1 protein-coding gene is annotated in these 239 nt (G+C 54.4%); it reads left to right on the forward strand.

Annotated elements, in window-relative coordinates; translation table 11 throughout:
- Positions 1–239, forward strand: a 239-nt coding sequence (locus R0J87_RS24265; RefSeq protein WP_498889606.1) for a 3-dehydroquinate synthase family protein, incomplete at both ends; no start/stop codon positions are given.

The following is a 239-nucleotide window of genomic DNA, read 5'->3' on the forward strand; positions in this document are numbered from 1 at the left end:
GTACTGTATTCGCCGTTGTTGTGAACTGAAGGCAGAAGTTGTCGCCGCCGACGAGCGCGAAACCGGGTTACGTGCTTTACTGAATCTGGGACACACCTTTGGTCATGCCATTGAAGCTGAAATGGGGTATGGCAATTGGTTACATGGTGAAGCGGTCGCTGCGGGTATGGTGATGGCGGCGCGGACGTCGGAACGTCTCGGGCAGTTTAGTTCTGCCGAAACGCAGCGTATTATAACCC

Origin of the sequence: Halomonas sp. SIMBA_159 (genome assembly GCF_046536035.1) — a bacterium.
GTDB lineage: Bacteria > Pseudomonadota > Gammaproteobacteria > Pseudomonadales > Halomonadaceae > Vreelandella > Vreelandella venusta_A.